The sequence below is a fragment of the Tardiphaga sp. 839_C3_N1_4 genome (genome assembly GCF_051811045.1).
Classification (GTDB): Bacteria; Pseudomonadota; Alphaproteobacteria; order Rhizobiales; family Xanthobacteraceae; genus Tardiphaga.
Genome location: NZ_JBPWQD010000001.1, coordinates 3,078,332 through 3,094,574, shown reverse-complemented (window position 1 = coordinate 3,094,574; position 16,243 = coordinate 3,078,332). Strand labels below are relative to the sequence as shown.

Here is a 16,243-nt window from a genome sequence, read left to right as displayed (position 1 = left end):
CCATGGTTGGGGGCACGACCGGTTCAACGAGCCCGGTTCTCGAAGAAGATGCGCGCGCCAAGGTCAATCTGACCCTGCGCGTCATCGGCCGTCGAGTTGACGGCTATCATGATCTCGAAAGCGTCGTGGCCTTTGCCGATTGCGCCGATAGATTGACGCTCGATGCGGGCGGCGATCTGTCGCTGACCGCTACCGGTCCGCGCGCGCAGGAATGCGGCGACAGCGCCGATAATCTCGTGATCAAGGCCGCCCGGCTGCTCGGCGAGCGCGTCGAGGGTCTTACATTCGGGCGCTTTGCACTCGACAAGCACTTGCCGGTTGCCGCCGGCATTGGCGGCGGGTCGGCGGATGCTGCCGCAGCGCTCCGCCTCTTGGTGCGCGCCAACAATCTCGAAATGGACGATCCCCGCGTGCTCGAAGTGGCGCGCCTGACCGGCGCCGATGTGCCGGTTTGCGTGCCGTCGCACGCCTGCGTGATGACGGGTGTGGGCGAAAACCTGCTGCCGCTCAGCATTCCGCGTTTGCCCTGCGTGATGGTCAATCCGCGCGTGCCGGTGGCCACCAAGGATGTGTTCAAGGAGCTCGGCCTGAAGAACGGCGAACTCCGTGTCGGCGTCAAGGACGTGTTGAAACGGGCCACCTGGCCGAATGAAGGCGGCTTACTCGATGCCTGGATCGATGCGCTCAATGCCGGAACCAATGATCTGGAAGCGCCCGCATTGAAGGTCGAGCCTGTCATCAACACGGTGCTGTCGGCCTTGCGCGATGCCGAAGGCGTTCGCTTGGCCCGCATGTCGGGCTCTGGCGCGACCTGTTTTGCGCTGTTCGGCAACGACACCGACGCGCAGCGCGCGGCCGGCGCCATCCAGCTCGCTCATCCGCTGTGGTGGGTCCATGCCGGCGCGCTGAGTTAGCGCGCTTTTTCCCTCGCCCCGCCTGCGGGGAGAGGGTGGCGCGGACGAAGTCCGCGACGGGTGAGGGGGAGCCAGTGAGTGAAACACTGGCTCCCCCTCACCCGGATCACTCGCTGCCGCTCGTGCTCCGACCTCTCCCCGCGAGCGGGGAGAGGTTAGGAAAAGCGACTAGCCGCCCCAGCCTGCGCTGTAGCCACCATCCACCGTGTAGATCACGCCGGTCGTATAGCCCGCGCGATCTGACGCCAGAAACGTCATCATGTCGGCGATCTCACGCGGCTTCGCGGCGCGCCCGAGCGGCAGACCCTGCTGCAATTCCCGGAAGCGGTTCTCGTCGCCCAATTGGGTCTTGGCGCGCGTCTTCATCAGCGTGACGTGACGCTCGGTCTCCACCGGGCCGGGATTGATGCCGACCACGCGGATATTGTCCTTCAGGCTCTTTCCGCCCAGCGCCCGCGTAAACGCCATCAGCGCCGCATTGCCGGCGCTGCCGCAGATGTAATTGGCGTCGAACTTCTCGCCGGCAGCCCCGATGTCGTTGACGATCACGCCATGACCGCGCGCCTTCATCTGCGCATAAATCAGCCGCGTCAGATTGATGAAGCCGAACACTTTGAGGTCCCAGGCATGGCGCCAGGTCGGTTCGTCGATCTTGTCGAGCGAGCCGCCGGGAATATCGCCGGCATTGTTGACGAGAATGTCGATATCGCCGGCGGCAGCCGCCAGCGCGGCCAGATCGTCCGGCTTGCGCAGATCGACGCCATGCACGGCGACGTCGATCTGGTGGCTGGAGCGCAGCCGGTCTGCCACGGCTTGCATCTGCTCCACATTGCGGGCGGCAAGGCGGAGATCGCAGCCTTCTTCGGCAAAGGCTTCCGCGGCTGCCGCGCCGATACCCTTGGATGCGCCCGTGATCAGGACGCGCTTGCCGCGCAAATGAAGATCCATGAAATGCCTCTGGATTGCAGGAGTGGCTGGGACAGAATTAGGACCCCGCGGCAAAAGCGGTCAACATTGCAGTGCAGCGTTGATCGCGGGCCGGGATTGGTCCACATCTGAGCCCGAATTACTGGCGAAGGAAACCTGCTCGTGAGCGCACAAAAAGAATATCGGATCGCAGTCATCCCCGGCGACGGCATCGGCAAGGAAGTGATGCCCGAAGGCCTGCGCGTCCTTGAAGCGGCAGCGAAAAAGCATCGCGTGAAGGTGCATTTCGATCACTACGACTTCTCGTCCTACGACTATTACGAGAAGCACGGCCAGATGATGCCGGACGATTGGAAGGCGCAGATTGGCAAGCACGATGCGATTTATTTCGGTGCTGTCGGCCTGCCGGCAAAGATTCCGGATCACATTTCGTTGTGGGGCTCGCTGATCAAGTTCCGCCGCGAGTTCGATCAATACGTCAATCTGCGCCCGGTCCGCCTGATGCCCGGCGTGCCCTGTCCGCTGGTCGGCCGCAAGCCCGGCGACATCGACTTCTGGGTGGTACGCGAGAATACGGAAGGTGAATATTCATCCGTCGGCGGCCGTATGTTCCCGGACACCGACCGTGAATTCGTTACCCAGCAGACGGTGATGACCCGCACCGGTGTCGACCGCATCCTGAAATTTGCGTTCGACCTCGCGCAGTCGCGGCCGAAGAAGCATCTGACCTCGGCGACCAAGTCCAACGGCATCGCGATCACGATGCCCTATTGGGACGAACGCGTGAAGGCGATGGGCGCCAACTATCCCGATGTAAAGTGGGACCAGTATCACATCGACATTCTCACCGCGAATTTCGTAATGCATCCGGACTGGTTCGACGTCGTCGTCGCATCCAACTTGTTTGGCGACATCCTCTCTGATCTCGGCCCGGCCTGCACCGGTACCATTGGCATCGCACCTTCCGGCAACATCAATCCGACCGGTGATTTCCCGTCGGTGTTCGAGCCCGTGCATGGTTCGGCGCCTGACATCGCGGGGCAGGGCATTGCTAACCCGATCGGCATGATCTGGTCCGGCGCGATGATGCTGGAGCATCTCGGGGAGAAGCAAGCTGCGGATTCCATCGTCAAAGCGATCGAACGTACGCTTGGCGAAAGGACGCTACGTACCCGCGATCTCGGCGGCCAGGCTGACACGACTGCTTGCGGAAAAGCCGTTGCGGAAATGCTGGAGTAATTCTGCTTCTTGCGCATCCATAAAAATGCCCGGCTTTGAGCCGGGCATTTTCATTTTGGGAGTTCGCAGCGCTTAAGCTGCAATCCTTCTGCAATGCTTCCAGGCCGCCGCAATCAAGTTCACACTCGCCTCAGGCGTGCGGAAAGCCGAATGCGCCGATAGCGTCACGTTCGGGATCGTTGTCAGCACATGGCCTGCCGGCAACGGCTCGATGTCGAAAACGTCGAGGCCGGCATGGCGCAAGTGACCGGACCTCAGCGCATCGATCATCGCGGCTTCATCGACGACAGCGCCGCGGGCAGTGTTGACGAGGATCGCGCCCTTCTTCATCTGCGCGATGCGGTCGCGTGTGATCATGCCGCGCGTCTCGTCATTCAGCAGCAGATGGATAGAGACCACGTCGCTGGTCGACAATACCGTGTCAAGATCGGTGAAGGTCACGCCAGGATAGGACTTCGGCGACCGGTTCCAGGCTAACACCTTCATGCCCGAGCCGAGCGCAATGCGTGCGGCTTCCGCGGCGATGCCACCGAAGCCGACCAGGCCGACCGTCTTGCCGGTCAGCTCCATGCCTTCATCGCGCAGCCAGTTGCCGGCCCGCATTTCACGGTCTTGCTGGGCAAGGCCGCGCGCAGCAGCCCACATATGCGCGATGGCGCATTCGGCAACGGCCGTATCGCCATAGCCGCGGATCAGGTGCACCTCGATCCCCAGCCCGGCAAGCTCCTCGATATGCATGTAGCTGCGCGCGCCGGTGCCGAGAAACACGACATGCTTCAGGCCGGCGCACTGCTTGGCCACATCGGTCGGCAGATAGGTGTGATCGACGATCGCGATCTCGGCGCCGTCCAGCACCTTGGGCAAATCGGCCGACTTGATATCCTCATCGCGATTGATCTTTACCGCGATGTCGCCCGGCTGCGTCAGCCGTTCCAGAATCTTTGCCAGTTCTTCGCTGGCATCGACGAATACACCCCGCATCACTATCCCCTGTCTGTCTTCGTTACTTCGATGCGACGCCGGCAAGCGCCAGCACCGTATGCATCAATACATTGGCACCGGCGGCGCAATCTTCCTGCGTCGAGCTTTCGAGCTCGTTGTGGCTGATGCCATCCTTGCTCGGAATGAACACCATCGCTGTCGGCATGATGTTGTTGAGGTTGCAGGCGTCGTGGCCGGCGCCTGAGGTGATACGACGATGCGAGTAGCCGAGCGACGTCGCAGCGGTCTCGACCGCATTGACGAAGTCCTTGTTGAAGTGCGTCGGCGGCTTGTGCCAGACCTTGTCGAAGGCAACGTCGACCTTGCGATGCGCAGCGATCTCCTTGATGGCATCGCGCACGCCTTTCTCGATGGCGTCCAGCTTGCCGGCATCGGCGCTGCGCAGATCCATGGTGAAGGCGATCTCCCCTGGGATCACGTTGCGCGACGGATTTGCGATCACGGCTTCGCCGATAGTGCCGAGCGCACCGATATTGCTGACGACACGTTCAGTGGCCAGCACGATCTCCGACAGCGTCGCCAGCGCATCCTTGCGCAGCGGCATCGGTGTCGAACCGGCATGGCTCTCGAAGCCGGTGATCTTGCCGTCGAACCACAGCACGCCCTGGCCAGCTTCGACCACGCCGATGGTCTTGCTCTCGGCCTCGAGGATCGGGCCCTGCTCGATATGCAGCTCGACAAAGCCGGAGAATTTCTGTGTGCCGACCGGCAACTCGCCGCGATAGCCGATCTCATCCAGCGCCTCGCCGACGGTGACGCCTGCAATGTCCTTGCGCGACAGAATATCGTCGGTGGTGAAGTCGCCGACATAGGCGGCGGAGGCCATCATCGCCGGCGCAAAGCGCGAGCCCTCTTCATTGGTCCAATTTGCGATGCAAATCGGCATCTCGGTTTCAATGCCAGCATCGTTCAGCGTCCGCACGACTTCCAGCGCGCCGAGCACGCCGAGGATGCCGTCGAACTTGCCACCAGTCGGCTGGGTATCGAGATGCGAGCCGACGCCGATCGGGGCCTTCGACATGTCGCGGCCCTTGCGCAGCGCGAACATCGAACCGAGCGCGTCGACATGCACCTCCAGACCAGCGTCTTCGCATGCCTTGCGAAACCAGTTGCGGACCAGCTTGTCTTCAGGACCGAGCGTTAGGCGTCGTACGCCGCCCTTCGCGGTGCCGCCGAATTTTGCCGTCTCGTTGATGGTGTCCCAGAGCCGCGCGGAATCGATTTTGAGGTTGTCGCCAAGCGTGGTCATGCGGTCTGTCCCGATAGTTTGTGTTGAAGAGGCCTGCTTTTCAATGACCCGACGATGCCGGCTCGTCAACCAATGGGCTGTTCTGCGCCAGTTGCGCAGCAATGCCTGCGACGAGTTCGATTGCGGCGGTGTCGGGCGACGCGAGCCAGCTTGCCGAAAATGTCAGTGGCTGGAGCTGCAGGTTGGTATTGAGCAATTGCAGCCGTCCGTCCGCGAGTTCGTTCTCGATGATGGCTGTCGGGATCAGTGCGATGCCCAAGCCGTCAATCGCCATGTGCATCACGGTAGACAGCGACGCGCTGGCGTGCAGCCGGATCGGTGGCAGGTCGGGCCGGTTGAACAGCGAACGCGCGATCTCGTAGGGCCGGGTCTTGCGCGAGAAGGTGATGATGGGAAATTTCGCAAGGTCATGGATCGAGAGCAGATCATTGCCCAGCCCGAGTGAAGGACTGGCGAGAAAGCCGACGGGGTAGTCGCACAGCACACGGTTGCGAATGTTGGATGTTGAAAGCGGCCCGAGCACGAAAGCAAGATCGATCTCCTGTGCCTGCAACCGCGCGTTCAGGTTCGGCGTGATATCAACCTCGATTTCGAGGGACAGGTTCGGATACGAGATGTTGACGTGCTTGATCAGCCGCGTCAGCAAAGTGTGGACGATGGTTTCGGCGACGCCGAGCCGCAGCACGCCGCGCATTGCCGAGCGATCGCCAACCGCCGCCATCATCTCTGAGCGCAGGCCGATCAGCTTTTCGGCATAGACCAGCATCTGCCGCCCGGCTGGCGTCGGCGAGGCGATACGGCGGTCACGCTGCAGGAGCCGCACGCCCATCTCGTGCTCAAGTTGCGCGATACGCTGGGAGATTGCCGGCTGGGTCGTGTTGAGCTTCTGGGCCGCGCCGCGGAAGCTGCCGAGATTGACCACCCAGAGAAAGGTCTCCAGCGCCTTGAAGTCCGCCATGGATGCGATCCGGCTTTCGATAAGTAGGATTTATGGATGTTGATTAAAAACAACGATTAGACATTATACTAGCCCTGAGTTTCAGTGCGTGTCGAGGCAGAATTAGGCAGGACACTAAGATGGCTATTTCTTCGGCAGCGCAGCAAGGCGACGATCGATCCTCGGACTTGCCCAGCGCGGTTGCTCGCCGCGAATATCGCGCGGGCAAATATGGCAGCACCGCCGGAGTGGCCCCGGGTTATGTCCAGGGCAATCTCGTCATTCTGCCGGAAGCCCAGGCCGCGGCTTTCCATCGCTTCTGCCAACTCAATCCGAAGCCGTGCCCGATCATCGGCATGTCGGATGTCGGCAATCCAAGCATTCCCGCCCTCGGTCTTGATCTCGATATTCGGACTGACATTCCGCAATATGTCGTCTGGAAGGATGGTGAGGCGATTGATCGCCCTTACGAGGTGACAAAGTACTGGCGCGACGATCTCGTGTCTTTCGTCATCGGATGTTCGTATTCTTTCGAAGAAGCCATGATGGCCGATGACCTGCCGATCCGTCACATCGAACAGGATGTGCTGGTGCCGATGTATCGCACAAACATCGCCTGCAAATCCGCAGGTCCGTTCGCCGGGCCGATGGTGGTGTCGATGCGACCGCTGAAGCCGGCTGATGCGATCCGCGCCGTCCAGATCACCTCGCGTTTTCCCGCAGTGCATGGTGCGCCGGTACATCTGGGTCTGCCGCAGTCGATCGGCATCAAGGATATCAACAAGCCTGATTACGGCGATGCGGTGCACATCAACGAGGATGAAATCCCGGTGTTCTGGGCATGTGGCGTGACGCCGCAAGCCGTCATTGCTGCAGCCAGCGTGCCGTTTGCCATCACGCATGCACCGGGCGTCATGCTCGTTACTGACCTCAAGAATAAGCATTTGGCTGTTTTATAAGAAGCAGCTTGCCGATCTTTCGGGCTTTACCGTAACCTTGATTAGTTTCATCGATAGCCGCCGGTCACAAAGGACAAAGACATGACGATTTCTCGCCGAAACGTATTGCTTGGAGGCGCCGCTTCCGCCGCGCTGCTGCCTCTCGCCAAGCCTGCGCGCGCACAGGTCAAGGAAGTTGTGATTGGAGTGATTTATCCGCTGTCCGGCGCCAGCGCGCAGATCGGCGTCGACGCGCAGAAGGCTTTCGAAACGGCTGCTGACATCATCAACAAGGATTACGATTTCGCGCTGCCGATGGCGAAGGGCGAAGGCTTCACCGGTCTCGGCGGCGCCAAGGTGCGTCTCGTCTTCGCCGACCATCAGGCCGATCCGCAGAAGGGCCGCGCCGAAGCCGAGCGTCTCATCACGCAGGAGAAGGTCTCAGCCATCGTCGGCACCTATCAGAGCGCCGTCGCCGTCACCGTCAGCCAGATCTGCGAGCGCTACCAGATCCCGTTCCTGTCGGCCGACAATTCGTCGCCGAGCCTGCATCGCCGTGGTTTGAAGTATTACTTCCGTGCCGCGCCGCATGACGAAATGTTCTCGACCGCGATGTTCGACTTCTTCGATGCACTGAAGAAGAAAGGCCAGAAGATCGAGACGCTGGCGCTGTTCCATGAAGATACGATCTTCGGTACCGACTCGGCGAATGCGCAGCTCAAGCTCGCTGCCGACCGCGGTTACAAGATCGTCGCCGACATCAAGTATCGCGCCAATTCGCCGTCACTCACTGCCGAAGTGCAGCAGCTCAAGGCTGCCAATGCCGACGTGCTGATGCCGTCGAGCTACACCACCGATGGCATCCTGCTCATCAAGACCATGGGCGAACTCGGCTACAAGGCCAAGAACATCGTCGCACAGGACGCCGGCTTCTCCGAGAAGGCGCTGTATGATGCGGTCGGTGACAAGATTCCGGGCGTGATCTCGCGCGGTTCTTTCTCGCTCGATCTCGCCGCCAAGCGTCCGATGGTCGGCAAGATCAACGACATGTTCAAGGAGAAGTCCGGCAAGGACTTCAATGACTACTCCTCGCGCCAGTTCATGGGCCTGATCGTGATGGCTGACGCCATCAATCGCGCCAAGTCCACCGATGGTGAGAAAATCCGCGAAGCGCTGGTCGCCACCGACATGCCGGGTGAGAGCACGATCATGCCGTGGGCGAAGGTCAAGTTCGACGAGATGGGCCAGAACAACAACGCCGATCCGGTACTGCTGCAGTATAACGGTGGCAAGTTCGTCACCATCTTCCCGCCGCAGGCCGCCGTGGCGGATGCGATCTGGCCGATGCCGTAAGGCGTGTTCTCTAAACGCATGTAGCGGCGTCGTCGGACTCGACGACGTCACCACACTCCGGTGTCGTCCCCGCGAAAGCGGGGACCCATATCCTCCGAAGGATTGGTTTGCACCTAGTCTGACCGGCATCGCCCAGTTGTGATGTCGGTGGTTATGGGTCCCGCTCCGCGCACGCCTACGGCGTGCTAGGCGGGGACGACAGACAGAGAGGATTACTTCGTGACCGCCGCGACCATCATCCAGAGCCTTGCCAGCGGATTGCTGATGGGGCTGCTCTACGGCCTGCTCGCGGTCGGCCTCGCGCTGATCTTCGGGTTGATGGACGTCACCAACTTCGCCCATGGCGAATTCCTGATGTTGGCGATGTATCTCACCTTCTTCCTGTTCATGTTCTGGGCGGTCGACCCACTGCTGTCGATCCCGCTGGTGGCCGCCGGCATGTTCGTGTTCGGCGCGGTGATCTATCTCGTGATCATACGCTTCGCGATGCGGGCCAAGGCCAATATCGGCATGGTGCAGATCTTCGCGACCTTCGGCCTCGCCATCCTGATGCGCGGCCTCGCGCAGTTCTTCTTCACCCCGGATTATCGCAGCATCCCGGCGTCGATGCTCGGCGGCAAGACGATCTCGATCTTCGGCGTATTCCTGCCGGTGCCGCAGCTGGTCGGCGCGCTGATCTCCATCGCTGCCTTCGGTGCGCTCTACTTTTTCATGAAGAAGACCGACTTCGGTCGCGCGCTTGAAGCAACCCGTGAGGATGCCGGTGCCGTGGCGCTGGTCGGCATCGACAAGAACAAGGTGTTCGCCCTCGGCTGGGGCCTCGGCTCGGCGCTGATCGGTCTCGCCGGCGGCGTGATGGCGATCTTCTTCTACATCTACCCCGACGTGGGCGCGTCCTTTGCGCTGATCGCTTACGTCACCGTGGCGCTCGGCGGCTTTGGCAGCGTGTTCGGCGCGTTCGCGGGCGGCATCATCGTCGGTCTGGTCGAGGCGACCACGGCGATGATCCTGCCGCCGTCGCTCAAATCGGTCGGCATCTATGCCGTCTATCTTCTCGTTGTCTTTGTCCGGCCGCGCGGCCTGTTCGGATCGATCTGATGGACAGCTTTACCCAGCGTCGCCGCCGCGACCTCATCCTCGCCGCCGCGCTTGCGGCCATCGCCGCCTGCGTGCCGTTCTTCGTCAAGGACGTCTATGTCCAGAACATCATGGTGCTGACCCTGATGTATGCGGCGCTGTCGCAGGCCTGGAATATCCTCGGCGGCTATTGCGGCCAGATTTCGCTCGGCCATGCGCTCTATTTCGGCCTCGGCGCCTATACGACGGCGCTGCTGTTCACCAAATTCGGCGTGCTGCCGTGGTTCGGTATGCTCGGCGGTGGCATCATCTCCGCGCTGATCGCGCTCGCCTTGGGCTATCCGACCTTCCGCCTGCGCGGCCATTATTTCGTCATCGCCACCATCGTCATCGCCGAAATTGGCTTCCTGCTGTTCCACAACTGGGACTATGCCGGTGCGGCGCTCGGCATCGACATCCCGGTGCGCGGCGATAGCTGGGCCAAGTTCCAGTTCACGCGCAGCAAGCTGCCGTTCTATTACTTCGCCCTCGTGTTCTGCTGCGTCGCCTGGTTCATCACCTGGTGGCTGGAAGACTCCAAATGGGGCTTCTGGTGGCGCGCGGTGAAGGATAATCCAGATGCGGCCGAAAGCCTCGGCGTCGTGGTGTTCAATTCCAAGATGGGCGCCGCTGCCGTCTCCGCTTTCCTCACCGCGATCGGCGGCGCGTTCTATGCGCAGTTCGTGTCCTATATCGATCCTGAAAGCGTCATGACCTTCCAGTTCTCGTTGCTGATGGCGCTGCCGGCGGTGCTGGGCGGTATCGGCACGCTGTGGGGCCCGGTGCTCGGCGCGGTGATCCTGATCCCGATGACCGAACTGACTCGCTCGTTCATCGGCGGCTCCGGCCGCGGCGTCGACCTCATTCTGTATGGTGCGGTAATCGTGATAATCTCGCTGGCGCGGCCGGATGGTCTGATCGGCCTGTTCTCGCGCCGCCCGGCCTCGAAAGGAGTGCCGCAATGAGCGCGCCTTTGTTAGAGACCCGTGGCGTCTGGCAGCGCTTCGGCGGCCTAATCGCCAATAGTGACGTGTCGATCTCGGTCGGTACTGGCGAGATCGTCGGCCTGATAGGCCCGAACGGCGCCGGCAAATCGACACTCTTCAATCTGATCGCAGGCGTGCTGCCACCCACGCAGGGAACAATTTGGTTCGACGGCAAGGACGTCACCAGCCTACCCGCGGCTGAGCGCTGCGCGCTTGGCATCGCGCGCACGTTCCAGGTGGTGAAGAGCTTCGAGACGATGACTGTCATCGACAACGTCATCGTTGGTGCGCTGATCCGCAACGACAAGATGCGTGACGCCCGGCGCAAGGCGCATGAAGTGCTTGAGTTCTGTGGGCTCGCCCCGCGAGCCGACAAACTCGCCCGCGATCTCATTCCATCGGAGAAGCGCCGGCTTGAAGTCGCCCGTGCGCTCGCCACCGAGCCGAAGCTCCTAATGCTCGACGAATGTCTTACCGGGCTCACACCGCTTGAGGCGCAGTCCGGCGTGGCATTGGTGCGCAAGGTCCGCGAGACCGGCGTCACCGTGCTGATGGTCGAACACGTCATGGAAATCGTGATGCCGCTGGTCGACCGCGCCATCGTGCTCAATCTCGGCAAGAAGCTTGTCGAGGGCAAACCCACCGATGTCGTGCGGCATCCGGAAGTCATCAGCGCTTATCTCGGGGATCGCCATGCTGTCGGTGCGTGAAGCCACCACCGCCTATCAGGGGCTGGTCGCCATTTCGGACGTCACCATCGACGTCGCCAAGGGCGAGATCGTTGCCGTCTGCGGCTCCAATGGCGCCGGCAAGTCGACGCTGATCAAGACCATCGCAGGCGCCGAGCGTCCGCGCTCGGGCACGGTCACGTTCGATGGCGAGCAGATTAATGGCGTGCCGCAGCATCTGATCACTGCGCGCGGCATTGCTTATGTGCCGGAAAACCGCCGGCTGTTTCCACGGCTGTCGGTGCACGACAATCTTCGGCTCGGCAGCTACATGTATCGTGGCAAGGCCGACCGCGACGAGCCGTTGAAGCTGGTGTTCGAACTATTCCCGCGTCTGTCGGAGCGGCTCGAGCAGCGCGCCGAAACGCTTTCCGGCGGAGAGCAGCAGATGCTGGCCATCGGCCGTGCGTTGATGACCCGGCCACGGCTCCTGATGCTGGATGAGCCCTCGCAGGGCATCATGCCGAAACTGGTCGACGAAATCTTCCAGGCTGTGGTCAAGATCCGCAGCACCGGCATGACCGTGCTGATCGTCGAGCAGCGCATGGCCGAAGTGCTGGAGATCGCCGACCGCGCCTACATCCTGCAGACCGGCCGCGTCCAGATGCAGGGCAAGGCGTCGGAGATCGCGACCAATCCGGATGTGCGGAAGGCTTATCTGGGGCTGTAAGTTGTCGAAGGATGTGGGCGACTAGTGCCCATGTCCATCATGAGCCGGCAGCACCAGCCCGAACGTCGCCACCAAGTCCTTCACTTGCGCCGGCGTCAGGTGCCGCGGGTTGAGCCCGCGCAGCAGCAGGTAGAGCTTCGCGGTTTCTTCGAGTTCCTCGATGGCGTAGACCGCCGCCTCCAGCGTGTCGCCGGACACGACCGGGCCGTGATTGGCCAGCAGCACGGATGAATATTTACCGGCGAGGCCCTTGATGGCATCGGCGACCGCCGGATCGCCGGGCCGATAATAGGGCACTAGGGCCGTCGCGCCGCATTTCATTAGGTAATAGGGCGTCATCGGCGGCAGCACGGCGCGCGGATCGATCTCTGGCAGCATCGACACCGCCACCGAATGGGTCGAATGCAGGTGCACCACGGCGCGGGCGGCGCTGCGGGTCTCATACAGCGCCGTATGCAGCGGAACCTCTTTGGTCGGTGGATCGCCAGACATGAGGCGGCCGTTGCTGTCGAGGCGCGACAGCCGGGCCGGATCGAGTGAGCCCAGTGATGCATTGGTCGGGCTCACGAGCCAGCCGCCATCATCGCAGCGCACGCTGATATTGCCTGATGAGCCCGGCGTTAGCCCACGGTCGAACAGCGAGCGGCCGAGCCGGCAGATCTCTTCACGCAGCTTTGTGTCAGTCACCGGATGTCCTCGGTCTTTTCCTGGCATTTCCTCGTAATGCTTTTTCCCACGCTTTGGCATGATGGCCAAGCCGTGTTACCGAGAGGCAAGGCCGCCTCAAGCTGGCCATCGAGGACCCCTAGGAATTGCCGCATGTCACCTGCATCTGAAAAACCACGCGTCGCCGTTATTGGTCTGGGGTCGATGGGCTATGGCATGGCCCTGTCGCTCAAGAAGGCCGGCTTCACGGTGACCGGCTGCGACGTCTCGGCGGATGCGGTGAAGCGCTTCGTGGCTGACGGAGGGCAGGGCGCTGATACCCCGGCCGGCGCAGCGCAGGGCGCAGATATCGTCATCAGCGTCGTCGTCAATGCAGCGCAGACAGCGACCATCCTGTTCGGGACGGATGGCGTTGCCGAAACGCTGCCGAAAGGTGCGGTATTCGTATCGTCCGCGACGATGGATCCCGATGTCGCCCGCCGTCTCGCTGGGGATCTCGAAGCCACAGGCCGACATTACCTCGATGCCCCGATCTCCGGCGGTGCACAGCGCGCGGCGCAGGGCGAACTCACCATTCTCGCCTCTGGCAGCGAGGCTGCCTTTGCCAAGGCGCGGCCAGCGCTCGATGCGATGGCCGCCAAGCTCTACGAACTCGGTGATGCCGCCGGGCAGGGCGCCGCTTTCAAGATGATCAACCAGCTCCTTGCGGGCGTACATATCGCCGCCGCCTCGGAAGCCATCGCGTTTGCCGCCAAGCAGGGTCTCGATATCCGCAAGGTCTACGAGGTGATCACCGCCTCCGCCGGCAACTCTTGGATGTTCGAGAATCGCATGCCGCATGTGCTCGATGGCGATTACACGCCGCGCAGCGCGGTCGATATCTTCGTCAAGGATCTTGGCATCATCCAGGACATGGCGCGTACAGCGAAATTCCCCGTGCCAGTCTCCGCTGCGGCTTTGCAGATGTTTCTGATGACCTCGGCCTCCGGCATGGGCCGCGATGACGATGCGTCGGTGGCGCGGATGTATGCCAAGGTCACCGGTACCAAGCTGCCGGGTGAGCCGAATTAAGAACACGAGGACGATCGATGCCCCGCTTCGCTGCCAATCTCAGCATGATGTTTAACGAACACGCATTCCTCGATCGCTTCGATGCCGCGGCGAACGCCGGCTTCACGGCGGTGGAATTCCTGTTTCCCTATGAGCATCCGCCGGAGGCGATTGCCGAACGGCTGGAGCGCAACGGCTTGAAGCAGGTGCTGTTCAATCTGCCGCCCGGCGACTGGAATGCCGGCGAAAAGGGTTTTGCCGCACGTCCCGACAAATTCGATGAGCTCCGGCAGAGCATTCACACGGCACTGCCTTATGCCCTGGCCACCAATGTCCGCCGCCTGCACATGATGGCAGGTCTCGCTGATCGTCGCGATCCGAAGGCCGTGGCGGCTTTCCGCAAATCCATTGAATGGGCCGCGAATTTTCTCGGCGAACATGGCGTCGACGTGGTGATTGAGCCGATCAACCCGCGCGACGTGCCCGGCTATTTTCTCAACGACTTTATGTTCGCGCGCGACATCATCGCTGACATGAAGATTCCGAATCTCGGGCTGCAGTTCGATATCTATCACTGCCAGATCATGCACGGTGACGTCACCATGCGGCTGCGCGAGATGCTGCCGTGGATCGGGCATATCCAGATCGCCAGCGTGCCGTCGCGCAACGAGCCGTCCGGCGAGGAACTGAACTATCCGTTCCTGTTCGATGAACTCGACCGGATCGGCTACGACAATTATATCGGCTGCGAATATCGCCCGGCCGGCGACACGGTCGCAGGACTCGGCTGGTTCAAGCCCTATGCCGGAGTGAAAGCATGACGCTGGCGCTGGGCTGCATCGCCGACGACTACACTGGTGCGTCCGACCTGGCCAACACGCTGACCCGCTGCGGTCTGCGCACGGTGCAGACCATCGGCATTCCTGCGGACGATCTGCAGCTGCCGGACGTCGATGCCGTTGTAGTGTCGTTGAAGAGTCGCTCGATCGCGGCCAGCAGGGCGGTCGAGAAATCGCGCGCCGCCGAAAAATGGATGCGCAGCCGCGGCGCGGACCATGTGCTGTTCAAGATCTGTTCGACATTCGACTCCACCGATGCCGGCAATATCGGCCCGGTAATGGACGCGTTGCGGATCGATTCCGGCGACAACATCGTGCTGGTGACGCCGGCATTTCCCGAGACCGGCCGGACGGTCTATCAGGGCAATCTGTTCGTTGGCTCTGTGCCGTTGAACGAGAGCCCGCTGAAGGATCACCCGCTCAATCCGATGCACGACTCCAATCTCGTCCGTGTGCTGGCGCGGCAGAGCGCGACAAATATCGGGCTGGTCGATCTCGGAGTTGTCGCTTGCGGCGCCGACGTGGTGCGGACCCATCTCGACGGACTGTCGGAGAATGGTTTTGGCGCGGCGATCATCGACGCCGTATTTGCCAGCGATCTGGAAACCATCGGTGCGGTCGCCCTCGGTCATCGCGTCTCTGTCGGTGCATCCGGCATGGGGCTTGGTCTCGCGCGTGCACTGGTCGCGTCAGGGCGCGTCAAGGCGAATGCGGCGACCTCGATCAAGGATACGCCCGTGGGTGGCGCTGCAGCCTGTCTGGCCGGCAGTTGTTCGCAGGCGACGCTACAGCAGATCGCGCGCGCCGAACAGGTGATGCCGGTGCTGCGTCTCGATCCCGAACAGGTGATTGCCGGTGGCGCGGAAGTGCAGCGCGCGCTCGGTTGGGCGAAGGAACGGTTGGGTAAGGGCCCGGTCCTGATCGCCAGCAGTTCGACGCCGGATCAGGTGACGGCGCTGCAAAAGCGCCATGGCCGCGATGCCGCGGGGCATGCCATCGAGCAGGCGATGGCTGATCTCGCTGAAGGTCTCGTCCGCGCCGGCGTACAACGGCTCGTCGTGGCTGGCGGCGAGACATCCGGCGCTGTCGTGGATCGTTTGGGCATTCCGGGTTTTCTGGTCGGTGCGGAAATCGCCGCCGGTGTGCCGGTGTTGCGCGCGGTCGGTGCGGCGGAGCGCCAGATGCTGCTGGCGCTGAAGTCCGGCAATTTCGGTGGGCCGGCTTTTTTTGAAGATGCGCTTGGCCTGATGACCTGATGGATGTCGCCCAATCCCGGGGCGGCAGGCTGCCCGAATAGGCAGGGCGTTGCTTGCGTCGCGCGCATTACAGATAGTTCATCTTGACCGGCCTGTGACACCTTGGGTGTCGCGAGCCGCAACCACATCTTTTAAAGCCTAAACTGTTGTGCGGACGCCACGGCGGACCGGAAACAATTAACAATACCGCTGAAGTGAATTGCCGTGAGGCTTGGCGCGTTAGCTATTTTGTCGCAGGTCGGGTAAATCTGCTGGTGTGGACAGGCGCGGAAACCACTCGTTCGCAGCCCTTCATGCAAGAGGATTGCCCGTTCATTCATGAACCGAGCCGATAGGCTTATGCCGGCCCGGCTCACTAATCGGATGCGGACGA

General features: G+C 61.9%; 16 protein-coding genes. 11 read left to right on the top strand and 5 right to left on the bottom strand.

What is annotated here, in order from left to right:
* The first annotated feature begins 2 nt into the window (after positions 1–2).
* Positions 3–914 carry a 4-(cytidine 5'-diphospho)-2-C-methyl-D-erythritol kinase gene (locus AB8A38_RS14875; RefSeq protein WP_439086471.1) on the top strand — a complete coding sequence of 304 codons (912 nt, stop codon included), beginning with the start codon at positions 3–5 and terminating at the stop codon, positions 912–914.
* A 168-nt stretch (positions 915–1,082) separates the two neighbouring features.
* On the opposite strand, the gene AB8A38_RS14870 is transcribed toward AB8A38_RS14875, so the two are convergent.
* Positions 1,083–1,862: an SDR family oxidoreductase gene (locus AB8A38_RS14870; protein WP_439086470.1), complete on the bottom strand. Its 780-nt coding sequence runs from the start codon at positions 1,860–1,862 to the stop codon at positions 1,083–1,085.
* 141 nt (positions 1,863–2,003) lie between these two features.
* Between AB8A38_RS14870 and AB8A38_RS14865 the strand changes: the two genes are divergently transcribed.
* On the top strand, positions 2,004–3,080 hold the full coding sequence (locus AB8A38_RS14865) for a tartrate dehydrogenase (protein WP_439086469.1): 1,077 nt from the start codon (positions 2,004–2,006) through the stop codon (positions 3,078–3,080).
* A gap of 72 nt (positions 3,081–3,152) precedes the next feature.
* Here the strand turns inward: AB8A38_RS14865 and AB8A38_RS14860 are convergent, their stop codons facing one another.
* The 3 genes from AB8A38_RS14860 to AB8A38_RS14850 are packed head-to-tail and all read right to left on the bottom strand — an operon-like array spanning position 3,153 to position 6,289.
* Positions 3,153–4,061 (bottom strand): NAD(P)-dependent oxidoreductase, encoded by a 909-nt coding sequence (locus AB8A38_RS14860; protein ID WP_439086468.1) that lies wholly within the window; start codon positions 4,059–4,061, stop codon positions 3,153–3,155.
* Between the two features lie 22 nt (positions 4,062–4,083).
* Positions 4,084–5,331 carry a Zn-dependent hydrolase gene (locus tag AB8A38_RS14855; RefSeq protein WP_439086467.1) on the bottom strand — a complete coding sequence of 416 codons (1,248 nt, stop codon included), beginning with the start codon at positions 5,329–5,331 and terminating at the stop codon, positions 4,084–4,086.
* A 40-nt stretch (positions 5,332–5,371) separates the two neighbouring features.
* Positions 5,372–6,289 (bottom strand): LysR family transcriptional regulator, encoded by a 918-nt coding sequence (locus AB8A38_RS14850; protein ID WP_116661272.1) that lies wholly within the window; start codon positions 6,287–6,289, stop codon positions 5,372–5,374.
* 119 nt (positions 6,290–6,408) lie between these two features.
* Between AB8A38_RS14850 and AB8A38_RS14845 the strand changes: the two genes are divergently transcribed.
* The 6 genes from AB8A38_RS14845 to AB8A38_RS14820 all read left to right on the top strand — a co-directional run bounded on the left by AB8A38_RS14845 (position 6,409) and on the right by AB8A38_RS14820 (position 12,059).
* A complete protein-coding gene (locus AB8A38_RS14845) occupies positions 6,409–7,227 on the top strand; it encodes a putative hydro-lyase (RefSeq protein WP_439086466.1) in 819 nt (272 codons plus the stop codon).
* Between the two features lie 81 nt (positions 7,228–7,308).
* Complete coding sequence (locus AB8A38_RS14840; protein WP_315840629.1) at positions 7,309–8,559, top strand: ABC transporter substrate-binding protein; 1,251 nt, start codon at positions 7,309–7,311, stop codon at positions 8,557–8,559.
* 264 nt (positions 8,560–8,823) lie between these two features.
* Positions 8,824–9,657: a branched-chain amino acid ABC transporter permease gene (locus AB8A38_RS14835; protein ID WP_210269314.1), complete on the top strand. Its 834-nt coding sequence runs from the start codon at positions 8,824–8,826 to the stop codon at positions 9,655–9,657.
* The gene (locus tag AB8A38_RS14830; protein WP_439086465.1) at positions 9,657–10,640 is read left to right on the top strand and encodes a branched-chain amino acid ABC transporter permease; all 984 of its coding nucleotides are present in this window, start codon (positions 9,657–9,659) and stop codon (positions 10,638–10,640) included. Before AB8A38_RS14835 ends, AB8A38_RS14830 begins: the two co-directional genes overlap by 1 nt.
* Positions 10,637–11,371, top strand: a complete 735-nt coding sequence (locus tag AB8A38_RS14825) for an ABC transporter ATP-binding protein (protein WP_439086464.1) — start codon at positions 10,637–10,639, stop codon at positions 11,369–11,371. Before AB8A38_RS14830 ends, AB8A38_RS14825 begins: the two co-directional genes overlap by 4 nt.
* Complete coding sequence (locus tag AB8A38_RS14820; RefSeq protein WP_439086462.1) at positions 11,355–12,059, top strand: ABC transporter ATP-binding protein; 705 nt, start codon at positions 11,355–11,357, stop codon at positions 12,057–12,059. The genes AB8A38_RS14825 and AB8A38_RS14820 overlap by 17 nt, the downstream gene beginning before the upstream one ends.
* Before the next feature lie 21 nt (positions 12,060–12,080).
* On the opposite strand, the gene otnC is transcribed toward AB8A38_RS14820, so the two are convergent.
* Positions 12,081–12,746, bottom strand: coding sequence for a 3-oxo-tetronate 4-phosphate decarboxylase (gene otnC / locus AB8A38_RS14815; RefSeq protein WP_439086461.1), 666 nt, complete (start codon positions 12,744–12,746; stop codon positions 12,081–12,083).
* A gap of 132 nt (positions 12,747–12,878) precedes the next feature.
* Here otnC and ltnD point away from each other — a divergent pair, with 132 nt between their 5' ends.
* Genes ltnD through otnK form a run of 3 tightly spaced genes read left to right on the top strand, consistent with a single transcriptional unit; the run spans position 12,879 to position 15,870 of the window.
* Positions 12,879–13,796 (top strand): L-threonate dehydrogenase, encoded by a 918-nt coding sequence (gene ltnD / locus AB8A38_RS14810; protein WP_439057171.1) that lies wholly within the window; start codon positions 12,879–12,881, stop codon positions 13,794–13,796.
* A gap of 17 nt (positions 13,797–13,813) precedes the next feature.
* Entirely contained in the window at positions 13,814–14,596 is a 783-nt protein-coding gene (otnI, locus tag AB8A38_RS14805) for a 2-oxo-tetronate isomerase (protein WP_439086460.1), read from the top strand.
* Complete coding sequence (gene otnK, locus AB8A38_RS14800; RefSeq protein WP_439086459.1) at positions 14,593–15,870, top strand: 3-oxo-tetronate kinase; 1,278 nt, start codon at positions 14,593–14,595, stop codon at positions 15,868–15,870. The genes otnI and otnK overlap by 4 nt, the downstream gene beginning before the upstream one ends.
* Positions 15,871–16,243 lie beyond the last annotated feature (373 nt).

Bases quoted from the DNA above. Each gene is read 5' to 3' on its own strand.
- AB8A38_RS14875 (WP_439086471.1), top strand. From the start codon at position 3: ATGGTTGGGGGCACGACCGGTTCAACGAGCCCGGTTCTCGAAGAAGAT.
- AB8A38_RS14870 (WP_439086470.1), bottom strand. From the start codon at position 1,862: ATGGATCTTCATTTGCGCGGCAAGCGCGTCCTGATCACGGGCGCATCC.
- AB8A38_RS14860 (WP_439086468.1), bottom strand. From the start codon at position 4,061: ATGCGGGGTGTATTCGTCGATGCCAGCGAAGAACTGGCAAAGATTCTG.
- AB8A38_RS14855 (WP_439086467.1), bottom strand. From the start codon at position 5,331: ATGACCACGCTTGGCGACAACCTCAAAATCGATTCCGCGCGGCTCTGG.
- AB8A38_RS14850 (WP_116661272.1), bottom strand. From the start codon at position 6,289: ATGGCGGACTTCAAGGCGCTGGAGACCTTTCTCTGGGTGGTCAATCTC.
- AB8A38_RS14845 (WP_439086466.1), top strand. From the start codon at position 6,409: ATGGCTATTTCTTCGGCAGCGCAGCAAGGCGACGATCGATCCTCGGAC.
- AB8A38_RS14840 (WP_315840629.1), top strand. From the start codon at position 7,309: ATGACGATTTCTCGCCGAAACGTATTGCTTGGAGGCGCCGCTTCCGCC.
- AB8A38_RS14835 (WP_210269314.1), top strand. From the start codon at position 8,824: ATGGGGCTGCTCTACGGCCTGCTCGCGGTCGGCCTCGCGCTGATCTTC.
- AB8A38_RS14830 (WP_439086465.1), top strand. From the start codon at position 9,657: ATGGACAGCTTTACCCAGCGTCGCCGCCGCGACCTCATCCTCGCCGCC.
- AB8A38_RS14825 (WP_439086464.1), top strand. From the start codon at position 10,637: ATGAGCGCGCCTTTGTTAGAGACCCGTGGCGTCTGGCAGCGCTTCGGC.
- AB8A38_RS14820 (WP_439086462.1), top strand. From the start codon at position 11,355: ATGCTGTCGGTGCGTGAAGCCACCACCGCCTATCAGGGGCTGGTCGCC.
- ltnD (WP_439057171.1), top strand. From the start codon at position 12,879: ATGTCACCTGCATCTGAAAAACCACGCGTCGCCGTTATTGGTCTGGGG.
- otnI (WP_439086460.1), top strand. From the start codon at position 13,814: ATGCCCCGCTTCGCTGCCAATCTCAGCATGATGTTTAACGAACACGCA.
- otnK (WP_439086459.1), top strand. From the start codon at position 14,593: ATGACGCTGGCGCTGGGCTGCATCGCCGACGACTACACTGGTGCGTCC.